At 61.3% G+C, this 19,661-nt stretch carries 20 protein-coding genes and 1 tRNA gene; 12 read left to right on the forward strand and 9 right to left on the reverse strand.

The window, feature by feature from the left end; all coding sequences use genetic code 11:
* The first annotated feature begins 52 nt into the window (after positions 1-52).
* The gene (locus BLW22_RS31785; RefSeq protein WP_074848442.1) at positions 53-1,657 is read left to right on the forward strand and encodes a hypothetical protein; all 1,605 of its coding nucleotides are present in this window, start codon (positions 53-55) and stop codon (positions 1,655-1,657) included.
* A gap of 94 nt (positions 1,658-1,751) precedes the next feature.
* On the forward strand, positions 1,752-2,021 hold the full coding sequence (locus tag BLW22_RS31790; RefSeq protein ID WP_027605084.1) for a hypothetical protein: 270 nt from the start codon (positions 1,752-1,754) through the stop codon (positions 2,019-2,021).
* A gap of 129 nt (positions 2,022-2,150) precedes the next feature.
* Here the strand turns inward: BLW22_RS31790 and BLW22_RS31795 are convergent.
* The 4 genes from BLW22_RS31795 to BLW22_RS31810 all read right to left on the reverse strand — a co-directional run bounded on the left by BLW22_RS31795 (position 2,151) and on the right by BLW22_RS31810 (position 5,873).
* Positions 2,151-2,226, reverse strand: a tRNA-Phe gene (locus BLW22_RS31795).
* 103 nt (positions 2,227-2,329) lie between these two features.
* Entirely contained in the window at positions 2,330-2,602 is a 273-nt protein-coding gene (locus tag BLW22_RS31800) for an oxidative damage protection protein (RefSeq protein WP_027605083.1), read from the reverse strand.
* On the reverse strand, positions 2,599-3,666 hold the full coding sequence (gene mutY, locus BLW22_RS31805; protein ID WP_065925759.1) for an A/G-specific adenine glycosylase: 1,068 nt from the start codon (positions 3,664-3,666) through the stop codon (positions 2,599-2,601). The genes BLW22_RS31800 and mutY overlap by 4 nt, the downstream gene beginning before the upstream one ends.
* Positions 3,663-5,873 (reverse strand): AsmA family protein, encoded by a 2,211-nt coding sequence (locus tag BLW22_RS31810; RefSeq protein WP_065925758.1) that lies wholly within the window; start codon positions 5,871-5,873, stop codon positions 3,663-3,665. The genes mutY and BLW22_RS31810 overlap by 4 nt, the downstream gene beginning before the upstream one ends.
* Positions 5,874-6,198: 325 nt before the next feature.
* On the opposite strand from BLW22_RS31810, the gene BLW22_RS31815 reads away from it, so the two are divergent.
* The 7 genes from BLW22_RS31815 to BLW22_RS31845 all read left to right on the forward strand — a co-directional run bounded on the left by BLW22_RS31815 (position 6,199) and on the right by BLW22_RS31845 (position 11,898).
* Positions 6,199-7,860 (forward strand): OFA family MFS transporter, encoded by a 1,662-nt coding sequence (locus tag BLW22_RS31815; RefSeq protein ID WP_074848444.1) that lies wholly within the window; start codon positions 6,199-6,201, stop codon positions 7,858-7,860.
* Between the two features lie 169 nt (positions 7,861-8,029).
* Positions 8,030-8,623 (forward strand): imidazoleglycerol-phosphate dehydratase HisB, encoded by a 594-nt coding sequence (hisB, locus tag BLW22_RS31820; protein ID WP_017849940.1) that lies wholly within the window; start codon positions 8,030-8,032, stop codon positions 8,621-8,623.
* Complete coding sequence (gene hisH, locus BLW22_RS31825; protein WP_065925756.1) at positions 8,623-9,261, forward strand: imidazole glycerol phosphate synthase subunit HisH; 639 nt, start codon at positions 8,623-8,625, stop codon at positions 9,259-9,261. Before hisB ends, hisH begins: the two co-directional genes overlap by 1 nt.
* Positions 9,262-9,519 carry a DUF2164 domain-containing protein gene (locus BLW22_RS31830; RefSeq protein ID WP_065925755.1) on the forward strand — a complete coding sequence of 86 codons (258 nt, stop codon included), beginning with the start codon at positions 9,262-9,264 and terminating at the stop codon, positions 9,517-9,519.
* A gap of 39 nt (positions 9,520-9,558) precedes the next feature.
* Entirely contained in the window at positions 9,559-10,296 is a 738-nt protein-coding gene (gene hisA, locus BLW22_RS31835; RefSeq protein ID WP_027605077.1) for a 1-(5-phosphoribosyl)-5-[(5-phosphoribosylamino)methylideneamino]imidazole-4-carboxamide isomerase, read from the forward strand.
* 9 nt (positions 10,297-10,305) lie between these two features.
* Entirely contained in the window at positions 10,306-11,076 is a 771-nt protein-coding gene (hisF, locus tag BLW22_RS31840) for an imidazole glycerol phosphate synthase subunit HisF (protein WP_003171107.1), read from the forward strand.
* Between the two features lie 66 nt (positions 11,077-11,142).
* A complete protein-coding gene (locus BLW22_RS31845) occupies positions 11,143-11,898 on the forward strand; it encodes a substrate-binding periplasmic protein (protein ID WP_065925754.1) in 756 nt (251 codons plus the stop codon).
* On the opposite strand, the gene BLW22_RS31850 is transcribed toward BLW22_RS31845, so the two are convergent.
* The 4 genes from BLW22_RS31850 to gpmI form a co-directional block, all read right to left on the reverse strand.
* Positions 11,889-12,668, reverse strand: a complete 780-nt coding sequence (locus BLW22_RS31850) for a divergent polysaccharide deacetylase family protein (RefSeq protein WP_074848446.1) — start codon at positions 12,666-12,668, stop codon at positions 11,889-11,891. The genes BLW22_RS31845 and BLW22_RS31850 overlap by 10 nt on opposite strands.
* 1 nt (position 12,669) lies before the next feature.
* Positions 12,670-13,986 carry a S41 family peptidase gene (locus BLW22_RS31855; protein ID WP_027605074.1) on the reverse strand — a complete coding sequence of 439 codons (1,317 nt, stop codon included), beginning with the start codon at positions 13,984-13,986 and terminating at the stop codon, positions 12,670-12,672.
* A 30-nt stretch (positions 13,987-14,016) separates the two neighbouring features.
* Entirely contained in the window at positions 14,017-15,312 is a 1,296-nt protein-coding gene (locus BLW22_RS31860; protein WP_074848448.1) for a murein hydrolase activator EnvC family protein, read from the reverse strand.
* A gap of 185 nt (positions 15,313-15,497) precedes the next feature.
* Positions 15,498-17,024 (reverse strand): 2,3-bisphosphoglycerate-independent phosphoglycerate mutase, encoded by a 1,527-nt coding sequence (gene gpmI, locus BLW22_RS31865; RefSeq protein ID WP_065925751.1) that lies wholly within the window; start codon positions 17,022-17,024, stop codon positions 15,498-15,500.
* 151 nt (positions 17,025-17,175) lie between these two features.
* Here gpmI and BLW22_RS31870 point away from each other — a divergent pair, with 151 nt between their 5' ends.
* The 3 genes from BLW22_RS31870 to secB are packed head-to-tail and all read left to right on the forward strand — an operon-like array spanning position 17,176 to position 18,367.
* On the forward strand, positions 17,176-17,589 hold the full coding sequence (locus BLW22_RS31870; protein ID WP_065925750.1) for a rhodanese-like domain-containing protein: 414 nt from the start codon (positions 17,176-17,178) through the stop codon (positions 17,587-17,589).
* 1 nt (position 17,590) lies between these two features.
* Positions 17,591-17,845, forward strand: a complete 255-nt coding sequence (gene grxC / locus BLW22_RS31875; protein WP_074848450.1) for a glutaredoxin 3 — start codon at positions 17,591-17,593, stop codon at positions 17,843-17,845.
* Positions 17,846-17,887: 42 nt separating this feature from the next.
* A complete protein-coding gene (secB, locus tag BLW22_RS31880; protein WP_014716520.1) occupies positions 17,888-18,367 on the forward strand; it encodes a protein-export chaperone SecB in 480 nt (159 codons plus the stop codon).
* A 141-nt stretch (positions 18,368-18,508) separates the two neighbouring features.
* Here the strand turns inward: secB and BLW22_RS31885 are convergent, their stop codons facing one another.
* A complete protein-coding gene (locus tag BLW22_RS31885; protein WP_065924691.1) occupies positions 18,509-19,657 on the reverse strand; it encodes an integrase core domain-containing protein in 1,149 nt (382 codons plus the stop codon).
* Positions 19,658-19,661 lie beyond the last annotated feature (4 nt).

Raw genomic sequence — 19,661 nt, forward strand, 5'->3', positions numbered from 1 at the left:
AGGGATACGTTCGGCACCCTAGGTCGGCGTTCCCTACCTGACAGGCCAACCCATGGATCACTGCAACCGTTTCCGCCTGGAGTCCCTGGGCATTTTCCTGTTCGCGCTGTTGCTGTTCACGCTGGGTATCTGGGACCAGCAACCCCAGGGCTTTGACGGGCGCTGGGCGCTGTTCCTGCAGGAAATGTTTCGCCATGGCGCGAGTCTTTTCCCCACCACCTATGGGCAGCCTTACGCGGACTACCCTGGTACCGCGACCTTCTTCAGTTACGTATTTGCCCGGTTGTTCGGTGCGCCCAACCATTTGGCCAATGTGCTGCCCACTGCCCTTGCATCCGCCGGGGTCGTAGCCTTGATCTATCGCTTGCTGGTCCCGGCGAGTCGCCCGTGGGCGTTGCTCACGGTGCTGCTGACGTTGCTCACCACCCAATTGCTCGAAAAGTCCCGCTCGGTATGCCTGGACCAGATGGTGGCGGTGCTGTGTGTCGGCAGTTTCTACCTGCTGCACAGTGGTGAGCGCCTGGGTTCGCGGCTCAGGCAACTTGCGGTGTTCCCGCTGTTCATCCTGGGTTTCGCGATACGCGGCCCGCTGGGCTTGATCGAAGTCTGCGGCGTGGTGTGCGTGTATTGGGCGCTGGGCAGACCTGGAGCGCGGGTCAGGCAGGTGTTGATCCACGGCATCGTCGGCCTGGTGTTGCTGGCGGCCTGTTGGTGGCTGTTGGTGAAGCTGGCGCGCATCAGCGGCGGCGATGGGTTTGCCGATGAAGTGTTCAAGATGCAAGTGGGCGGGCGCCTTGATGAAAGCGGCGAGCCGTTCTATTTCTACTTCCAGCTGAGCCTGTACCGTTACTTCCCCGTGGTGCCGCTGGCGTTGGTCACATTGGTTGCGCTGCGTCATCGTTGGGCGGAGCGGTTTGATGATCCGGTGCAATTGGTGGTGCGGCTCGGTGCCTGTGGGTTGATGATCCTGCTTGGCTTGTCGGTGCCGCATTTCAAGCGTGCCTATTACATTCTGCCCATGGTGCCGATGTTTGCGGCTGTCGCGGCCTATGGGCTGCTTCAGGCGCAAGGCTGGCTTTCGGGCGTGCGTAGGGGCTACGAGTGGCTTGTCGCGGCGCTGCCGGCGCTGTGCGTGGTTGCCGTGTTTGTCTGTCGGCATGGGTGGCAGAAGCACGGTTACTGGCCTAACGTTTCGTTGCCGCTACTGATTGCTGTCCTGTTGGTGCTGCAAGTGGCGGCGCTGGGTGTCTGGCGACGGCCGCAGCGACTGGTGTGGCTCAGCCTCGTTGCATTGGCGGCGCAATGGCTGGTGTTGGTGGCTGTCGTGGAGCCGGCCAAGGATTTGCAGTTCGATACCCGGAGATTCGTGGGGCAGGTGGAGGCGCTTCGCGTGAAGCAGCCGGGTACCTTGGTGTTTCTCAACCTGGGGCGTGATACCTGGGCCGTGCGCTACATGATGAACCTGGACCACGACGAGCAGCCCGTGTTTATCGCGGGTAACGAGGTTGGACGGCTGGATGCTTTGCCCCGTCCTGCCTGGGTGATCGTGGCACGCAAGGAAACGGCGCTGTTGCCGGGAACGCCCCTGGAGCGCCTGCAGCCGAGCCTAGAGGGGCGATTGAACGACAACCCGCTGATGGTGTTTTTGCTGAAGTGACCTGGCACCTTGCTGTATGTTTGCCGATCGAGTGACCGGTCGGTCAAATTGGCTGTGCCGTTTTTTGAACTTGCCGTATTGGAAGCACAGGGATATGACGAAAAAGGACTTTAAGCGGCCCGTCAGTGGCTACGTAATTGAGCGCTCGCGAATCGGAAGGCTGAGCATTGGCTTTGATGGCGGTTGCAGCTATCCGGCGATGATCAATGTGTTGAGGGCGGTCTTCGAGCGTTACGGGCGCCTGGTACGCTTTGGCGAGCAGCTGTCAGCCCAGGGCTGGCTGGATCGGGTGGAAGAGCGCGGCTTTGAGATATCCGATCAGGAGCGGGTGGCAGTGTTCACATTGATGTCGGATCGCAGCTAACTGAAATCCCCTGGGGCGATGCTCGATCGCCCCAGGCGGCATCTATAAATCCCCGACAACAAAAAGCCCGCACTGGGCGGGCTTCTTGTGGGCTTTCGGGTGGTTTTTGCACCACCTGAAACTAATTAGTGGTGCCCAGAGACGGAATCGAACCGCCGACACGGGGATTTTCAATCCCCTGCTCTACCGACTGAGCTATCTGGGCAACGGGGCGCATTAAACGGGTTTTTCAGGGGGTCGTCAAGCAAGTTTTCAAAAAATATTTAATTATTACCGTCGCTTACGTGCCGATCCCGATTTTTGATCAATTATTGAGCAGGCGGCACGTAGCCGTCAGCCTTGGCGTAATCCTCGCCGGAAAAGAACTTGTCCATTTCGCCTGACAGGTATTTACGGTCTTCGGCGTTCATCATGTTCAGGCGTTTTTCATTGATCAGCAGCGTCTGGTGTTTCAGCCAGTCGCCCCATGCCTGGGCGGAGATGTGATCGAAAATGTCCTGGCCCTTCGCACCTGGGTACGGAGGGCGTTCCAGGCCTGGCAATTCTTCGTTGTACTTGCGGCACATTACGGTGCGGGTCATGACGACTCTCCTGCGTTCAATACATCGGCCGCGCGTTTCAGCAGTTTCTTTACCGGGGCGGCAAGGCCCAGGCGCGGCGGGGTGGCGAGGTTATACCAGAGCCAGTCGGCCTCGGCCACGTGATGGGCGGATTCCTCGACCTGCACCAGCCAGGGTTCGATGGCCAGCTGGAAGTGGCTGAAGGTGTGGATCAGCCCCGGCAGTGCCTGGTGCTCGCCCAGCTCGAGAGCGTGCTGGTTGGCCAGGTGTTCGAGGTCTTGCAGGTCGTCCAGTTCGGGCAGGCTCCACAAGCCGCCCCACAGGCCGGTGGAGGGGCGGCGGTAAAGCAGGATGGCGCCTTCGGCATTGGCCAGCATCGGCATCAGCGTGCGCTTCTGCGGGATGCTCTTGCGCGGCTTGGGGATCGGGTAGCGTGTCTCCAGGCCGAGCAGGTGGGCTTCGCAGCCTTTTTCCAGCGGGCACAGCAGGCAGCTGGGCTTGCTGCGGGTGCAGAGGGTGGCGCCCATGTCCATCATCGCCTGGGTGTAGGCGTTGACACGATCATGGGGTGTGAAGCGCTCCGCGGTGGCCCACAGCTGCTTGGCCACCTTGGGTTCGCCGGGGTAGCCCTCTTGTGCGGTGAAGCGCGCCAGCACGCGTTTGACGTTGCCATCGAGGATCGGCGCGCGCAGGCCCATGCTCAGGCTGGCAATCGCGCCGGCGGTGGACAGGCCGATGCCGGGCAACTCGGTGAGTTTTTCCACATCCCTGGGAAACTCGCCGCCGTACTCGGCCACGATGATTTTCGCGGTCTTTTGCAGGTTGCGCGCCCGAGTGTAATAACCCAGGCCGGTCCACAGGTGCAGCACTTCGTCCTCCGGCGCGGCGGCCAGGGCTTCGACCGTTGGCAGGGAGGCCATGAAGCGGTCGAAGTAATTGAGCACCGTGCTGACCTGGGTCTGCTGCAGCATGATCTCCGAAACCCACACCCGGTAAGGCGTGATGCCCTGTTGCCAGGGCAGGTCATGGCGGCCGTGGCGGTCGTACCAGTCCAGCACCGCCGTTGAAAACTGCTCGTTTTTCATCGTTTGAACAGGCCTTTCAAAGCATCTTTGAGCTGCGGATTGACCTTGTCGAGCTTCTCTTCCAGCTTCTCGCTGAGCTTGTTGCCGGCCGCCTTGATCGCGACCTGGCTCAGGCCGTCCTTGTCCAGGCGGCAGGCCTTGGCACCGAGTTCCAGTGGGCCACGGCAGCGCAGCGGCACTTCGATGCCCTGGAAGTTGGCGCCGACTTCGCAGGCCGGGTCCGGTACTTCGCGCTGGTCGCCTTCGACGATGATGCCGACGCGGTAATCCATGCCCAGTACGCGCAGGTCGACGTCACCGTTGCCATTGACCGCCAGCCCGGGGATGCGCACTTTCAGGTCGGGGTTGTTGGCGACGCCGTTACGGAAGGTCAGGTTGCCCTTCAACTCCTGGAACGGTGTGTCCTTGCCGCGTTGTTCGCCGCTCAAGGTCTTGCGGTTGAGCAGGGCGATACCGGTGCACAGTTGCTGCTCGAGGTTGGCGTTGAGCAGCACGCCGTTGTTGATCACAAAGCTGGCGGTACCGTTGAGGCTGTCGATCAGGGCTTTCTGGCTGTTGCCGCGGCCGCTGAGGTTGCTGTCGAGGGTGACCTGGCCTTTCACCGGCGGCGTTTGCCCCTGGGCCTGCAGGATGCGTTCGACCGGCACCTGCCTGATCCGGCTTTGCAGGGCCAGCAGCGGAATGTCCTGGCGCACGTCCAGGCTGCCGTTGGCCTGGAAGGTGCCGTTGTAGAGCCCGCCGCTCAGGGTGTCGAGCTTGAGTTGGCCGTCGACGCCGGACGCTTTCAGCACGGCATTCTGGATCGGCAATTTACTCAGGGTCAGTTGGCCGAAGGCGAGGTCGGCATTCACATCCAGCTTGCGCAGATGGGCCAATGGCAGCAGTTTGTCGGTGCTCCAGGCGCCTTTGGTCGGTGCTTCCGGCAGTGGCGTGGTGCCCCCGGCCGCCATGGCGCCGGCTTCGCTGTTCTGCACTTCGGCCTGGCGGGCGGCGGTCGCGCCCTTGGCGGATTCGGACTTGGCCGGCAGGTAGTTGTCGGCGTTGAAGGTATCGCCCTTGAGCTGCACGCGCAGCGCCTGCTTGGCAAAGTCGTCCACGGCGATACGACCGGTAAAGGTGCTGCCATCGAGTTTCAGGTTCAGGTCTTCCAGCGCCAGGCTGGTCGGCGTGCCCTTGAGGCGGCTGACCAGCTCGACCTTGCTCAGGCTGCCCTCGGCCATGGGCGGCAGCGGGTTGCCGACGCTGTCGAGGAACTTGGCCAGGTCAAACTGGGCGATGGACAGCGCGCCGCTGAGTTGCGGGGTCTTGTCCAGGTCGTTGACCTTCAGTTCGCCCAAGGCGCGCAACTGGTTGGCCGAGAGCTTCAGGTTGGTCCATTCGGCGATATTGGCCGCCTGGTCCACCAGTAACTGGCCTTGTGTGGAGAAGGTCACGGTCTTGCCTTGCAGCGGCTCGCCAGTGGCTTCGCCGGTGACTTTCATGTCTTCGAACTGGTAGCGCTTGAGCGCGCGTTCGATACGCAGGTTGCCGTTGAGCTCGGTCTTGACGCGCATCACTGGCTGGTTGCTGCCGAAGAAGGCGGTGAGTTTCACCGGGATGCTCGCACCTTCGTGCACGGCGCCGGTGCTCAGCTGGATACTTTCAGCGCTGAATTGCTTGCCGGTCTGTTCATCGTTGTATTCGACGCGGGCGTTGTTGACCGTCAGGCTGTCGATATCCAGGCGGATCGGCTTGGACGGTTTTTCCGCTTCGGGCTCGGCAGGCGCTTGCGCTGGCGCGGGGGTTCCGGCAGTTGCCACCGGCGCGGTCTTGCCGATGTCTTCCCAGTTGCCATGGCCCTGCTTGTCGCGGTTGAGGCGCAGGTTCAGGCCTTCGACACGCACATCGCTCATTTGCACCTCGCGACGCAGCAGCGGCAGCACGCGTACCGACAGGCCAAGCATTTGCAGGTCGGCGAAGGGTTGGGTCGGCGTGGTCAGGGTCGCCACGCTGGCTTCGTGCAGTTCCAGGCCGAGCCAGGGGAACAGGCTCCAGCCGATATCGCCATTGAGCGTCAGCTCGATGTGGGCCTTGTCGCGGGCAATCTGGCGAATCTCGTCTTTATAGTCGTTGGGATCGAAGAGATGGGTCAGGGCAAAGCCCAGAGCCACAATGATCAGCAACAGCCCGAGAAGTACCAGACCCAGGATTTTGCCGAACGCTTTCATGGGCGAGTCCTTGTATGTCGATTTCAAAATTTAGCCGCAGAGTATAACGCCCGACGGCCTGCGTCAGGTCACCGATCGTTACATTGTATCCATAGGGGCGAAAACGGGTTTTTGACGCCAATAAAACCGAAAAATCGCAAAAAGATGATGTCATTTTGGTTTTTCTGTCACTCGCTAATGCTAATCTTCGGCCGTTCGTTCGCCTTCTGCGACTTATCGTCGCGCCAAAATGGAGCTTCACTCTACAAAAACGGCCACGCTTTGCGTGCAAGGCCGAGGGAGAGAGCGCCTGACGAACGCATACTAATAACTGGGGGATTCATCAATGAGCACTAGCACTGTGGCCGGCACTACTGCCGCCCAGCCTGCGTTCCTGTCCAAGGAGCGCATTATCGCCAAGCCCGGCTTCAACCGCTGGCTGGTTCCACCGGCCGCCCTGGCCATCCACCTGTGCATCGGCATGGCCTACGGCTTTTCGGTGTTCTGGCTGCCGCTGTCCAAGGCGCTGGGTATCACTAAACCGGTTGCCTGTGCGCCGGACATGAGCTTCATCGCCCAAGTCTTCTCGTCCCAATGCGACTGGCCCATCTCCATGCTGGGCTGGATCTACACCCTGTTCTTCATCTTCCTGGGCTGCTCGGCAGCGATCTGGGGTGGCTGGCTGGAACATGCCGGGCCGCGCAAGGCCGGTGTTGTGTCGGCGTTGTGCTGGTGCGGCGGCCTGCTGATCTCGGCGCTGGGTATCTATACCCACCAGATCTGGCTGATGTGGATCGGCTCCGGGGTCATTGGCGGTATCGGCCTGGGCCTGGGCTATATCTCGCCCGTATCGACCCTGATCAAGTGGTTCCCGGACAAGCGCGGCATGGCCACCGGCATGGCGATCATGGGCTTCGGCGGCGGCGCAATGGTGGGCGCCCCGCTGGCTGCTGCGCTGATGGGGCATTTTGCTTCGCCGACTAGCGTGGGCGTATGGCAGAGTTTCCTGGTCATGGCTGCGATCTACTTCGTGTTCATGATCGGCGGCGCGCTGTCCTACCGCGTTCCACCCACTGGCTGGAAGCCTGAGGGCTGGACCGCACCGGCGAAAAAAGCCAGTAACGCGATGATCACCCACCGTCACGTGCACGTGAATGTGGCGTGGAAAACCCCGCAATTCCGTCTGGTATGGCTGGTGCTGTGCCTGAACGTGTCGGCCGGTATCGGCATCCTCGGCATGGCTTCGCCGCTGCTGCAGGAAGTGTTCGGTGGCAAGCTGCTGGGTGTCGATGTGCCGTTTGGCCAACTGGACGCCGGGCAATTGGCGTCGATTGCCGCCATCGCTGCGGGCTTCACCGGCCTGCTGAGCCTGTTCAACATTGGTGGTCGGTTCTTCTGGGCGTCGTTCTCCGACTACCTGGGGCGTAAAAACACCTACTTCGTGTTCTTCGCCCTGGGCTTTGCCCTGTATGCGCTGATCCCGAACCTGGGGCACCTGGGCAACGTGGCGCTGTTCGTGGCGGCGTTCTGCATCATCCTGTCGATGTACGGCGGTGGCTTTGCGACCGTCCCGGCCTACCTTGCCGACCTGTTCGGTACCCAGATGGTCGGCGCGATCCACGGTCGCCTGCTGACCGCCTGGGCAGCGGCAGGCGTGCTGGGCCCGGTGCTGGTGAACTACCTGCGTGAGTATCAACTGAGCATCGGCGTTGAACGCGCTGCGGCCTATGACATCACCTTGTACATCCTCGCCGGCCTGCTGGTGCTGGGCTTTATCTGCAACATGCTGGTCCGCCCAGTGGCCGACAAGTACTTCATGACCGATGCAGAGCTTGCCGCAGAGCAAGCGCTGGGCCATGACAAGGGTGCCGATGCCAGTACTTCCCTGGAGTGGAAAGCGGCCTCCGGCACCGTGCCATTGGCAATTGCCGCCTGGCTGGTGGTGGGTATTCCGTTGGCGTGGGGTGTGTGGGTGACCCTGCAGAAGACGGCGGTACTGTTCCACTAAGTTGAATACAAGCGGGCGCACCATCCTGGAGCGCCCGCTTGTGTATACATGTCTATCCCCGACCTTCCCCGCCTCAACTCGTCAGTCTTATCCCCTTCGATGTTTCTGTTTAGCGCCCGCGCCCCTATAATGGCTGCCTTTTTCGCCCAATGATTTTGCGGAGCTGGTGATGGCCGAACGTAAGGCGTCCGTCGAGCGCGACACTCTGGAAACCCAGATCAAAGCCTCGATCAACCTGGATGGCACCGGAAAGGCCCGATTTGATATCGGTGTACCTTTTCTTGAGCACATGCTGGACCAGATCGCCCGTCACGGGCTGATCGACCTGGATATCGTCAGCAAAGGCGACCTGCATATCGACGACCACCACACGGTGGAAGACGTAGGCATCACCCTCGGCCAGGCGTTTGCCAAGGCCATCGGCGACAAAAAAGGCATCCGTCGCTACGGCCACGCCTATGTCCCGCTGGACGAAGCGCTGTCGCGTGTGGTCATCGACTTCTCCGGCCGCCCAGGCCTGCAGATGCACGTGCCGTACACCCGCGCCACCGTGGGCGGCTTCGACGTCGACCTGTTCCAGGAATTTTTCCAGGGCTTCGTCAACCACGCACTTGTCAGCCTGCACATCGACAACCTGCGTGGCACCAACACCCACCACCAGATCGAAACCGTGTTCAAGGCTTTCGGCCGCGCGCTGCGCATGGCCGTGGAGCTGGATGAGCGCATGGCTGGGCAGATGCCCTCGACCAAGGGCGTCCTGTAATGCAGACGGTCGCGGTTATCGATTACGGCATGGGCAACCTGCACTCGGTGGCCAAGGCCCTCGAACACGTAGGGGCCGGCAAGGTGCTGATCACCAGCGATGCCAGCGTGATTCGCGAAGCCGACCGCGTGGTGTTCCCCGGTGTGGGGGCGATCCGCGATTGCATGGCCGAGATCCGTCGCCTGGGCTTTGACAGCCTGGTGCGCGAAGTCAGCCAGGATCGTCCGTTCCTCGGCATCTGCGTGGGCATGCAAGCCTTGCTCGATCGCAGTGAAGAGAACGACGGCGTCGACTGCATCGGCCTGTTCCCCGGCCAGGTGAAGTTCTTCGGCAAGGACCTGCACGAAGACGGCGCCCACCTGAAAGTCCCGCACATGGGCTGGAACGAAGTCAGCCAGGCGGTGGATCACCCGCTGTGGCACGACATTCCGGACATGGCGCGCTTCTACTTCGTGCACAGCTACTACATCGCCGCCGGTAAACCGCGCCAGGTGGTGGGGGGTGGGCACTACGGCGTCGACTTCGCCGCAGCGTTGGCCGAAGGTTCGCGTTTTGCCGTGCAGTTCCACCCGGAGAAGAGCCATACCCATGGCCTGCAATTGCTGCAGAACTTCGCCGCCTGGGATGGGCGCTGGTAAATGGCCAGGAAGCCGAAGCTGCCGATCTTGAACCTCACGCCAGAGCAGGAAAGTGAGGCTACCCTCAAGATCAAGCGCTTCATGGAAGACCGCTTCGAGCTCAAGCTGGGCTCGTTCGAGGTCGCCGAGATTCTTGAGCTGTTCACCACCGAAGTGGCTCCGCACTATTACAACAGGGCGATTTTCGATACGCAGACGCTCCTTAAAGAAAGGTTCGAAAGCATCGAAAGCGACCTGTGGTCGCTTGAGAAACCCTGATTTCCCAAGCATTGCTGAATATCGAATAAGGTTTGCCAGATGCTGATTATCCCCGCTATCGATCTCAAGGACGGCGCCTGCGTCCGTCTGCGCCAAGGCCGTATGGAAGATTCCACCGTGTTCTCCGATGACCCGGTGAGCATGGCTGCCAAATGGGTGGAAGGGGGCTGCCGGCGTCTGCATCTGGTGGACTTGAACGGCGCCTTCGAAGGCCAGCCGGTCAACGGCGAGGTGGTCACCGCGATCGCCAGGCGCTACCCGAACCTGCCGATCCAGATCGGCGGCGGTATCCGCTCCCTGGAAACCATCGAGCATTACGTCAAGGCCGGCGTGAGCTACGTGATCATCGGCACCAAGGCCGTGAAAGACCCGGCCTTCGTCGCCGAAGCCTGCCGCGCGTTCCCGGGCAAGGTGATCGTGGGCCTGGACGCCAAGGACGGTTTCGTCGCCACCGACGGCTGGGCTGAAATCAGCACCGTGCAAGTCATCGACCTGGCCAGGCAGTTCGAAGCCGACGGCGTGTCCGCCATCGTTTATACCGACATCGCCAAAGACGGCATGATGCAGGGCTGCAACGTGCCGTTCACCGCTGCGCTGGCGGCGGCGACGAAGATTCCGGTGATCGCTTCCGGCGGCATTCACAACCTGGGCGACATCAAGTCACTGCTGGACGCCAAGGCCCCCGGCATCATCGGCGCCATCACCGGCCGTGCGATCTACGAAGGTACCCTGGACGTCGCCGAAGCCCAGGCTTACTGCGATGCCTACAACGGCTGAGGACTGACCATGGCGCTGGCCAAACGCATCATCCCTTGCCTGGACGTCGACAACGGTCGCGTGGTCAAGGGCGTCAAGTTCGAGAACATCCGTGACGCCGGCGACCCGGTGGAAATCGCCCGTCGCTACGATGAGCAGGGTGCCGACGAGATTACTTTTCTCGACATCACCGCCAGCGTCGACGGCCGCGACACCACGCTGCATACCGTCGAGCGCATGGCCAGCCAGGTGTTTATCCCGCTGACCGTGGGCGGTGGCGTGCGCACCGTGCAGGACATCCGCAACCTGCTCAATGCTGGTGCGGACAAGGTCTCGATCAACACTGCTGCGGTGTTCAACCCGGAGTTCGTCGGCGAAGCCGCGCAGCACTTCGGCTCGCAATGCATCGTGGTCGCCATCGACGCCAAGAAAGTCTCCGGCCCGGGCGAAACCCCGCGTTGGGAGATCTTCACCCATGGCGGTCGCAAGCCGACCGGCCTGGACGCGGTGGAGTGGGCGATGAAGATGGAAGGCCTGGGCGCCGGGGAAATCCTGCTGACCAGCATGGACCAGGACGGCATGAAGAACGGCTTCGACCTGGGCGTGACCCGCGCCATCAGCGATGCGCTGGGTATTCCGGTGATCGCTTCCGGCGGCGTCGGTAACCTGCAACACCTGGCCGACGGCGTCATCGAAGGCCATGCCAGCGCGGTGCTGGCGGCGAGTATTTTTCACTTTGGCGAATACACCGTTCCCGAGGCCAAGGCCTACATGGCGGCGCGCGGTATCGTCGTTCGCTAAACGTTGCTGGACACCATGGCAGGCGCGCGGCACTCTCTGCGCTTGCCATGGATTCCGGTAGCCTTCATGTTCAAGACCCTGCTGCTTGCCCTCGCCAGCACCTCCATCTTCATGGTGAGTGCGGCCCACGCCGAAGAGCCGTCCGACGCTTCCCTGGTATTGCTGACGGAAAATTTCCCGCCCTACAACATGGCCAAGAACGGCAAGAACTTCGCCAGGGACGAGAACATCGAAGGCATCGCCGTGGACATCGTGCGCGAAACCTTCAAGCGTGCCGGCATTTCCTACAATCTCACCCTGCGTTTTCCCTGGGAGCGAATCTACAAGCTTGCCCTGGAGAAACCCGGCTATGGCGTGTTTGTGATGGCGCGCCTGCCGGATCGGGAAGCGTTGTTCAAGTGGGTCGGCCCCATCGGCCCGGACGACTGGGTGCTGCTGGCCAAGGCCGACAGCAAGATCCAGCTCGACGACCTGGAGCATGCGCGCCGCTACAGGATCGGCGCCTATAAAGGCGATGCCATCGCCGAGACCCTGGAGAAGCAGGGCCTTAACCCGGTGGTGGTGTTGCGTGACCAGGACAACGCGCAAAAGCTCGTGGATGGCCAGATCGACCTGTGGGCCACCGGCGACCCGGCCGGGCGTTACCTGGCGCGCCAGGTCGGTGTGACCGGGCTCAAGACTGTGCTGCGGTTCAACAGCGCCCAGTTGTACCTGGCACTGAACAAGGATGTACCGGATGAGACGGTGGCCAGGCTGCAGGCAGCGTTGGATCAGTTGCGCTCTGAAGGGCGGGTGGAACAGATCATGGCGGACTATTTGTAGCGGTAGACGCCGTTCTTGCCGTGCCCCGCCATGGCTTGATTGCTGCGCACACTGATCATCAGCTTGATATCAATCCACTCGATGCCCTGGGCCTGGAGCTTGGGCAATTCGCGCTCGAGCACCGCCAGCGTCTGCGGATAGGGGTGGCCGATCATCACCGCCGAACCCTGTTTATGCGCCAGCTTGATCGCGGTTTGCAGCTGCGTGGCAATCGCCGCTTCGGTGCGCTCATCATCGAGGAATACATCCCGCGAGACATGGGCCAGGCCGATCTTCTGCGCCTCGGCGGCGGCCACGGTCTGTGCGCTGGTGCGGCTGTCGACGAAGAATTTGTTGCGCCGCTGCAGTTCCGCCATCAGCCAGGCCATGGCGGCCGGCTGGGCGGTCATGCGACTGCCCATATGGTTGTTGATGCCGGCGGTGTAGGGCACGGCCTTGAAGGCGGCGTCCAGGCGTTGGCCAAGTTCTTCCATGGAGAGTTCCGGGTGCCAGGCGAACGGGCCGGTGGCGGGGTCCATGGGCATGTGCAGGATCACGATCTTGCCGGCCTTGTGCGCTTCGCGGGCGAATTCGGCGGCGTGGGGCGTGTCGGGCATGATCGCCGTGGTCACCGGCCCAGGCAGGGCCAGCACGCGACGATCCCGGGGCAGGTTTTGCCCCAGGTCGTCGATGATGAGGGTCAGGTAGGCTTTGTGGGATTCGCCGGCAGGGGCCGCTTGGGCGACCCCTGCCAGGCTGCACAGCACAGCGATGATCAGGGCAACACGCATATCAACGGCTGCGCGTAATGCTCAGGCCCTTGAGCAGGCTCAGCGCCTGGGCCAGCTGGTAGTCATCGTCCTGCGGCATCGGCTTGGCTTTCTTGCTGCTGCCGGTTGGCTGGTCGGCACCGCCGTTGCCATTGCCCAGGTGACCTTGCAGGTCTGCTTCCTTGTAGTACTCGCTGTCGATTTCGTTGGTGATCTTGGCCTTGCGCACTTCGATGTCCGGCACGATGCCCTGGGCCTGGATCGAGCGGCCGTTCGGCGTGTAGTACAGCGCGGTGGTGATCTTCAGGGCGCGATCGTTGTTCAGCGGCAGCACGGTTTGTACCGAGCCTTTGCCGAAGCTGGTGGTGCCCATCAGCACGCCGCGCTTCTGGTCTTGCAGGGCGCCAGCGACGATTTCCGAGGCCGAGGCGCTGCCGCCGTTGATCAGCACGGCCAATGGCACGTTCTCGCTGAGATCGTTGCCGGTGGCCGAGAAGCGCAGCTCGGAGTTGGCGATACGGCCCTTGGTGTAGACGATCAGGCCCTTGGTGATGAAGTGGTCGACCACTTCCACCGCCGACTGCAGCACGCCGCCCGGGTTGTTGCGCAGGTCGAGCACGATGCCGCTGAGTTTCTTGCCGTTGTCCTTGCGCAGCTTGGCCAGGGCCTTGGCCACTTCGTCGCCGGTCTTGACCTGGAACTGGGTGATGCGGATGTAACCGTAGCCAGACTCCAGCAGCTGGCTCTTCACGCTCTTGACCACGATGGTCGCGCGGGTGAGTGTCACGTCAAACGGGTTGCCGCCGTCGCGCACCAGGGTCAGGGTGATTTTCTGGCCGATCTTGCCGCGCATCTTGTCGACGGCTTCGGTCATGGTCTGGCCGCGGGTCGGCTGGCCGTTGATCTTGACGATAAAGTCACCGGCCTGGATGCCGGCCTTGGACGCCGGGGTGTCATCGATGGGCGAGACCACCTTGATATTGCCGTCTTCGGCGCCGACTTCAATGCCCAGGCCGCCGAACTCACCGCTGGTGCTTTCCTGCAGCTCGGCAAAATCTTCCGGACCCAGGTAGGCGGAGTGCGGGTCAAGGTTGCTGAGCATGCCCTTGATGGCATTCTCCAGCAGGGTCTTGTCGTCTACAGGTTCGACATAGGCGGCCTTGATCCGGTCCATGACCTCGGCAAAGGTGCGCAGCTCGTCCAGCGGCAATGGCGCCTTGGTGGTCGCGGCCGTGGCGGCGGGTGCAGCCGGGGCGGCCTGGTCGGCAAAAGCCAGAGGCGCGCCGATGACCAGGGCGATCGTCAGGGCCAGCGAAGTGAGGCGGGACAAATGCAGCATGTCGAACGAACTCCTAATGTAGATGCGACCCTATCCTTGGGACCGGCACCATTGTGCGGGATCGCTCGGGCGACCCTGCTGACGAATAGCGAAGTACAGCGCCGGGGTGTCCTGGCCACCACTGTTACCGACAGTGGAGATAGATTCACCGGCTTTTACAACATCACCTGCCGACTTGAGTAACGTCTGATTGTGGCCATAAAGGCTTAAATAGCCATTACCGTGGTCGAGAATCACCAGCAAACCGGCGCCCCGCAGCCAATCGGCAAACACCACGCGCCCGCCATGTACGGCGTGGACCTGGCTGCCGGCAGAGGCGCTGATCATCACCCCGTCCCACTTGGCACGGGTGTCATCGCCCCGGGTTTCCCCAAAGCGTGCCAGCAGTCGACCATCAACCGGCCATGGAAGTTTGCCGCGGGCTGAAGCAAAAGGCCCGCCGAACGACTCGCCGGCACTGGAAACCAGCGGGCCAGGGGCGGCATGTACCGGTTTGCGCGGCGCCGGGGCATCGGTGGTGGCTGCCAGTTCGGCCTCACGCTGGCGCTTTTTTTCCGCTTCCTGCTGGGCGATCAGCGCTTTCTGTCGCGCCTCTTCGGCCTCGCGTGCCTGGCGTGCCAGGGTTTCTTCGATGGTCTTGAGCACTTTGGCCAGGTCGGCCTGGTCCTGCTCGCGGGCCTGCAGCTTGGCGTCGCGGGCCTTCACGTCGTCATTGAGCTTGGCCAGGGCCAGCTGGCGCTCCTTGCGGACCTTGTCCAGCTCGTCGCGCTGGGCGCTGAGGCTGGCTTTCTGGTCCTCCAGCTGCGACTGCTGGTTGGCGATTTCCTGTTCGACGTTGGCCAACTGGCGCAGGGTCTCGTTGAAGCTTTTCAGTTGCTCCAGGCGGGCCTTGCTCAGGTAGTCGTAGTAGGTCAGGGTGCGCGCGAATTTCTCCGGGTTCTGCTGGTTGAGCAGCAACTTGAGGTATTCCTGGCGGCCGCTCTGGTAGGCGGCGCGGGCCTGGATCGCGATCAAGCGTTGCTGTTCAACGCGTGCGCTCTGGAGTTTTTTTTTCTCAGCGTCGAGTCGCTCCAGTTCCGACTCGCTCTTCTTTAGTTCTTTTTGCAGCTCCTGGACCTGCTTCTCCAGCTTGCCCATTTCGGTTTCCGTGCCGCGCAGATCTTTCTGCACCCCGGATTTTTCTTCCTGGAGCTTGCCGAGCAGTTTTTTCAGCTCGGTAATGTCCTGACGCGTAGCGTCCAACTGTTGTTGAGTTTGTGCGCGCTCGTCGGCAAACGCCGGTTGGAGCAGGCAGACAAGAGCGAGGGTAATCAAGGCGCGAAGCATAGAGGCGGGCGACACCAGGGAAAGGGACGGCCTAGTATGCCCGCCAAGCGCTGCAAAAAAAACGCCCAATTCGGCCTGGAAGGCAAGATAGGTGCCGAGCGGCGGTGGTATGGCAAAAAGACATCTACCAAACACCGCAGATCCCATGTGGGAAGGGACAAGCCCCTCCCACATGTTTGTTGAGATCAGACCAGAATTGAGGTCCCGGTCATCTCTTTGGGCTTCTCCAACCCCATCAGCATCAGCATGGTCGGTGCCACATCCGCCAGCACGCCGCCTTCACGCACTTTGAAGTCGCGCTTGCCTACATAGATGAACGGCACCGGCTCGGTGGTGTGGGCGGTATGGGCCTGGCCGGTGGTTTCGTCGGACATCTGCTCGCAGTTGCCGTGGTCGGCGGTGATCAGCGCTTCGCCGCCGACTTTTTCCAGGGCCTCGACAATGCGGCCGACGCACAGGTCCAGGCATTCCACGGCCTTGGTCGCAGCTTCCAGATTGCCGCTGTGGCCGACCATGTCACCGTTGGCGTAGTTGACCACGATCACGTCGTAACGCTGGTGGTCAATGGCGTCGACGATCTTGTCGGTGACTTCCGGCGCGCTCATTTCCGGCTGCAGGTCGTAGGTGGCGACTTTCGGCGAAGGGATCAGGATGCGTTCTTCGCCTGGGAACGGTTCTTCACGGCCGCCGGAGAAGAAGAAGGTGACGTGGGCGTATTTTTCGGTTTCAGCGATACGCAGCTGGGTCTTGCCGTTCTTCGCCAGGTAGTCGCCCAGCACGTTGTCCAGGCTGCCGGCAGCAAAGGCAGCGGGGGCCGGGATGCTGGCGGCGTATTGGGTCAGGCCGACGTATTGGACTTTTGGCTGGCGCGCCCGCTCGAATTCCTTGAAACCGTCTTCGACAAACACACGGCTCAGCTCGCGGGCACGGTCGGCGCGGAAGTTCATGAACACCACGGCGTCGCCGTCTTCGACCTTGACCGGCTCGCCGATGGTGGTGGCCTTGACGAATTCATCGCTCTCGCCACGGGCGTAGGCAGCTTCCAGGCCTTCCTGGGCGGTGGCGGCGTGGAATTCGGCCTGGCCGTCGACGATCAGGTTGTAGGCCTGGGACACGCGGTCCCAACGGTTGTCGCGGTCCATGGCGAAGTAGCGGCCCACCAGGCTGGCGATGCGGCCCTTGCCCAGAGCGGCGAAGGTGGCGTCCAGCAGCTCGATGGAGGATTGCGCGCTTTTTGGCGGGGTGTCGCGGCCATCGAGGAAGGCGTGCAGGTAGATCTTGTCGGCGCCGCGCTTGAAGGCCAGCTCGGCCATTGCCACCAGATGGTCCTGGTGACTGTGAACGCCGCCGTCGGACAGCAGGCCCATGAAGTGTACGGCTTTGCCGGCGGCCACTGCTTTATCTACCGCTGCGCAGAGGGTCGGGTTCTCGAAGAACTCGCCATCGCGGATCGATTTGGTCACGCGAGTGAAGTCTTGATAGACCACTCGTCCGGCGCCGAGGTTCATGTGGCCGACTTCCGAGTTGCCCATCTGGCCGTCCGGCAGGCCCACGTCCATGCCCGAGCCGGAGATCAGGCCGTTGGGCACCGTCGCGGTCAGGCGGTCGAGTACGGGCTTCTTGGCCGCGTACACCGCGTTGTCGTGGTGGCTTTCACTGTGTCCGAAGCCATCGAGAATTATCAGGACCAAAGGTTTAGGCGTGGTAGTCATAGATCCTCTCGCGGCGGTAATAAAGGAAGGCAATTGAAAAGGGAGTGGCAGTTTAAAGCGAAGTTCCGACCACGTCACCGCTTTACGGGGGTTGGCCCCCCCTGACGGCTGTGTATACTTACCGCCATTTTAACGCCCTGGAACCTCCTTGATGGTTGATCACCTGATTGCATTTGCCACTGCCCACTATCTGCTCGTGGGTGCCTTCGTCATCCTGCTGGCGCTGCTGATCGCTCACGAATTGAGCCGTGGTGGCCGCAGCCTGAGCACGTCGGAGCTGACCGCGCTGGTCAACAAGGATGAGGCCATTGTGGTGGATATCCGCCCAGTCAAGGATTTCGCCGCCGGCCACATCGTCGGTGCCCTGAACATTCCTCAGGACAAGCTGATCGCGCGCCTGGCCGAGCTGGAAAAGCACAAGGCCAAGACCATCATCCTGGTCGACGCCCAGGGCCAGCACGCCGGTACCCACGCCCGCGAGATGCTCAAGACCGGTTTCACCGCCGCCAAGCTGTCCGGTGGCATCAGCAGCTGGCGCGCCGATAACCTGCCGCTGGTGAAGTGATATGAGCCAGGTCGTCGTATATTCCAGCGATTGGTGCCCTTACTGCATGCGGGCCAAGGCCCTGCTGGAGAAAAAGGGCGTTGCCTTCGAAGAGATCAAGGTCGATGGCAAACCCCAGGTGCGTGCCGAAATGGCCCAGAACGCGGGGCGCACGTCAGTGCCGCAGATCTGGATCGGCGCCAAACACATCGGTGGTTGCGACGACCTGTTTGCCCTGGAGCGCGCCGGTAAACTCGATGCGCTGCTGCTCGTCTGACTCCTAACCCCTAAAAGACCCCAAGATCAAGAAGGATCTGCGATGACTGACCAACAGAACACCGAAGCAGCAGAAGCCCAAGGCCCACAATTTTCGCTGCAGCGTATCTATGTGCGTGACTTGTCGTTCGAAGCGCCGAAAAGCCCGGCTATCTTCCGCCAGGAATGGACCCCAAGCGTTGCCCTGGACCTGAACACCCGTCAAAAGGCACTGGAAGGCGATTTCCACGAAGTCGTGCTGACCTTGTCGGTCACCGTCAAGAATGGCGAAGAAGTGGCCTTCATCGCTGAAGTGCAACAGGCCGGTATCTTCCTGATCCAGGGCCTGGACGAAGCGTCCATGAGCCACACCCTGGGTGCGTTCTGCCCGAACATCCTGTTCCCGTATGCCCGCGAGACCCTGGACAGCCTGGTCACCCGTGGTTCGTTCCCGGCGTTGATGCTGGCTCCGGTGAACTTCGATGCCCTGTACGCTCAAGAGCTGCAGCGCATGCAACAGGAAGGCGCACCGACGGTTCAGTAATCTCGAACCCGACGCAGAACCCAATGTGGGAGGGGGCTTGCTCCCGATAGCGGTGGATCAGTCACGTAGATGTCGACTGACACTCCGCCATCGGGGTGTAGAACCGTAGACATCGTTTACATCTGAAACCGGGGACATCGTTTACACATTTGAGGCCTGGACGCGGGTCATACCTCGTCCAAGCCTCCCCAAGGGATAATCACACAGGTACAAATCCCAAGCTTCATCTTCAGCTTCTTTGAGCCCTATCCTTTCCCCGGACAGCGCCTCGCTGATAAATACCAACTTGCCGTTCCACTTGATCGATCCGTCCTGCCTGACGCTTCGAACTTTCATTTCTGCCGGATATTCCACATCGGGCAAGCATCCTGGATAAATTCGGGTGGACGGCACATACAAGTCTCCCGGACGTTTCATGCCGAGCGCTTCGTGAGGGCGTACGTAATTAAACTCATGCCTGAAATGCTCCAGCAAAAGCTGCTGCTCGACTAAGTTTTTCCCTAAGGGCAACTCAAGTTTCAAGCTACGGTGCATTCGTTCATGGCGACCATTCTGGGCGGGTCTTCCCGGCATGGTTCGCTCGGGATAAATACCCAGCCGAATCCACCAAACTGCCAGTGTGGATATTCTTGCCAGGCCAGGAGAGGCGAACGGTACCCCGTTGTCCGAACGGATAACTTCCGGCATGCCGTACTCCTGAAAAAGCCTCTCAAAGGCCTGTTTTACAGGCTGGGTCATGATCTTGGGATGGGCCCTGCACGCTAAAATCAGCCGCGACGCATGGTCTGTGACGGTCAAAGGGAAGCACATCTGAGCATTAAGCATCTTGAACTGCCCTTTGTAGTCAGCACACCACGTCTTGTTAGGTTCGTCGGCCTTTCGCATTTGTGCGTGGGAAATGCTGTGTCGGCGTTTGAAGCGCCGCTTTTTGACGAGCCCAAGTCGGTCAAGCCATTGACCGGCCGTACTTGGAGAGGGCCAGGTGACGGAGGGATCTTCCAGCCGTAATAGCTCGAGAAGCTTTTTCGGCCCCCATTTATCGTGAGCCTCCTTCATCGCGACTACACGGGCCAAAATCTCGTCGTCGGTTTTATTTGGGCTGTTGTGAGGTCGCCGGGACAGTTCGGATAAAGACCTCAAATCGCCGTCGTGCCGGGCAATCCACTTATCGACGGTAGGTCGGCTAACGTCAAAGCGGCGTGCCAACTGGCTTTTGGTGAAGTTGCCAGAAAGCCAATCAGCTACCAGCTTGATTCTTTGATTCATGGGGGACTCTTGGTTCCAGGGCATGATC

This window comes from Pseudomonas marginalis, from assembly GCF_900105325.1.
Lineage (GTDB): Bacteria > Pseudomonadota > Gammaproteobacteria > Pseudomonadales > Pseudomonadaceae > Aquipseudomonas > Aquipseudomonas marginalis.